The organism is Dethiosulfatibacter sp. (assembly GCF_983023055.1).
On the sequence record NZ_CEZJXU010000364.1, the window covers coordinates 1 to 2,691 of the forward strand.

At 38.3% G+C, this 2,691-nt stretch carries 2 protein-coding genes; both read right to left on the bottom strand.

The features are described from left to right. The coding region (locus tag AC3AX0_RS11060) for a glucose-6-phosphate isomerase family protein (protein ID WP_487550343.1) at positions 1 to 506 on the bottom strand (506 nt) is incomplete at its 3' end. Positions 507 to 609: 103 nt separating this feature from the next. Then, entirely contained in the window at positions 610 to 2,514 is a 1,905-nt protein-coding gene (locus AC3AX0_RS11065; protein WP_487550344.1) for a polysaccharide biosynthesis protein, read from the bottom strand. Positions 2,515 to 2,691: the final 177 nt, after the last annotated feature.

The following is a 2,691-nucleotide window of genomic DNA, read 5'->3' on the forward strand; positions in this document are numbered from 1 at the left end:
CACATTACAAGTGTTTCTTTTCCTGGGTTTACAGTTACATGACCGTAGTTTGGAGGTATGCATACCTGCTCTCCTGCTTCAACTTCCACTACTATTATATCTTCTATATCTTCGGCATTTTCTCCCATCTTCTGGAGTATGTAGATTGCCTTTCCGCTTAATACCTCATAAACCTCAGGATAGGATATTTCTGTTCCCTCTACCATTGGATGGTAGTGTCCTGCAGTCTTCATGAATTCCTGTCCAATCTTGCCAGGCTTGATTACCGTTATGTCATATCTTAGGTTATTTGCTCTAATTGTTTCAACATCATTGCCCTCATATACGTCCCTGTACATATGGTATAACTCTTCAGGTCCCTTTGCTTCCGGATCCATTAGGACGTTTTTAATATCCACCAGTCTTCTTACTCCCGGCCTTACCTTCTTTACATCCTTTTCAAATACTATCATTCCCTTGTCATCAAGACCAATTGTCAGTCCGCTTGTAGCTTTTAAATCTTTCATATATTGCCCCCTGTAATAAATATTAACAATGACTATACTAGTTATACTACATAGAATAGCATTAGTTTTGTTGTGATTTATTATTTAACCCTTTATCGCAAAATTACTGTTTTGCGATGTTCTTAATGCTGTTCTTAAATTCCACTATTTTCCCTGCTTCTCCCTGATTTTCCGGCTTGTATTCCGGTACCAGAGTTTGAAGTATTGTTCTAAGATTTTTGCCATTTTTGGTATCTATATTGTCTCTTAGGTTATCCAGGTGATTCATCAAATGTCCCATGTCCGTGAAGTATGGCTTTCCTATATAAATCTTTTTGTGTTTTGTCTGACTTATTCCTTCACCATCGAGAAGAAGCTCCTCGTAGAGCTTTTCTCCAGGTCTTAGACCTGTGATCTTTATGTCCATGTCCTCATAGGGTACAAATCCCGAAAGCTTAATGAGATCCTCTGCAAGTGTAAGTATCTTTACAGGCTCTCCCATATCAAGAACAAAGATTTCTCCCCCTTCAGCCATTGCTCCAGCCTGTAGTACCAGCTGGGATGCTTCAGGAATTGTCATAAAGAATCTGATTATCTCAGGATGTGTAACCATTACTGGTCCACCTTCCTCGATCTGTTTCTTGAAAAGAGGAATTACGCTTCCGTTGCTTCCAAGTACATTTCCAAAACGCACTGCAACGAATTCTGTGTCACTCTTATTATTGAATGTTCTTATGATTATTTCACATATCCTCTTCGTGGCTCCCATTACATTTGTTGGGTTTACAGCCTTGTCAGTGGATATCTGAACGAATTTTTCTACATTATATTTGTCTGCAGTCCTTACTAGGTTAAGTGTACCGAAAATATTATTCTTTATAGCCTCGTGAGGACTGTCCTCCATAAGTGGTACATGCTTGTGTGCTGCAGCGTGGAAGACAACTTCAGGTCTGTATTTATTGAAAAGGTGGTTAAGCCTGTCGGTATCCCTTATGGATCCTACCTTGGCTTCAAAATCAAGGGTTGTTTCTTCCATGTTGTGAGTCCACTTAAGTTCCTGCTGAATATCATAGAGTCCGTTTTCATTGATGTCTAGAAGTATAAGCTTCTTCGGACCATACTTGGCTATCTGTCTTGCAAGCTCGGAGCCTATTGATCCTGCTCCTCCAGTTACCATTACAACCTTGTTTTTTATGAAGTTGTTTATATTATCGGTATCAAGGTGTATCTCTTCTCTTCCAAGAAGGTCTTCAATCTGTACTTCCCTTATTTTTGAGATGTTCAGATTTCCATCTATGAGTTCATATACTCCTGGAAGTATTTTAAGCTTGCAATCAGTCTTTTTGCATTCTTCTATTATATGCTTTATTTCATTCTTCGCTGCCGAAGGCATTGCTATGATTATTTCATCTATATTTTTGTTTATTGCTATTGCTGTAATATCGTGTCTGTTTCCCTCTACAGGTATACCGTTTATATTCTTTCCTTTTTTCATTGGATTATCATCTATTATTACTACAGGCTCTCCCTCCTGGAAGTTCCTGTTTTTAAGCTCCTTAACAGTCATTATGCCGGCATCTCCGCCTCCTATGACCATTATCTGCTTTCTCTTTACGTTGCTGAAAATATTGCCGAAGGTTCTGTATCTTCTAAATACCCTGTAACTCATTCTGAGTCCGCCAAGGAGCATCATGTCAAATACTGCCGTAAGTATGTATATGCTTCTAGGCAATGCAGCCTGTACGAAGAACATATAAGCGATGAAGGCTATGTTTGCAGTAATGACTCCAGCTACTACCTCCATAAGTTCTTCTATTGATGCATATTCCCAGAGGCTGTTGTAGAGCTTGAAAAGGTATAATACAACAAGCTTTATGAGTATTATGCTGATTATCAGCTTTCTAAGTACGACCAAAAAGTCCGCTGGAACCTGTCCGTCGAACCTTAGCATAAAGGAAGCTATTATTGATATTGTTAAAAGGACTATATCTGCTGCTATGAGAGATGAAGTTCTTATTTTTCTTTTCATTTTAAATTCCCCTTTTGAGTGACGATTCATTTATTTCCACATTACAAAATAAACACCAGGGTGAAAACTGTGTGTAGTCTATTAGTTAAGTTAATTTTGTCATGGAATGAACCTAGATGTAATTTTCCCCTGTTACCCTTTTAATTGCTTGTGTTTAACCCATTAATAATATATTCC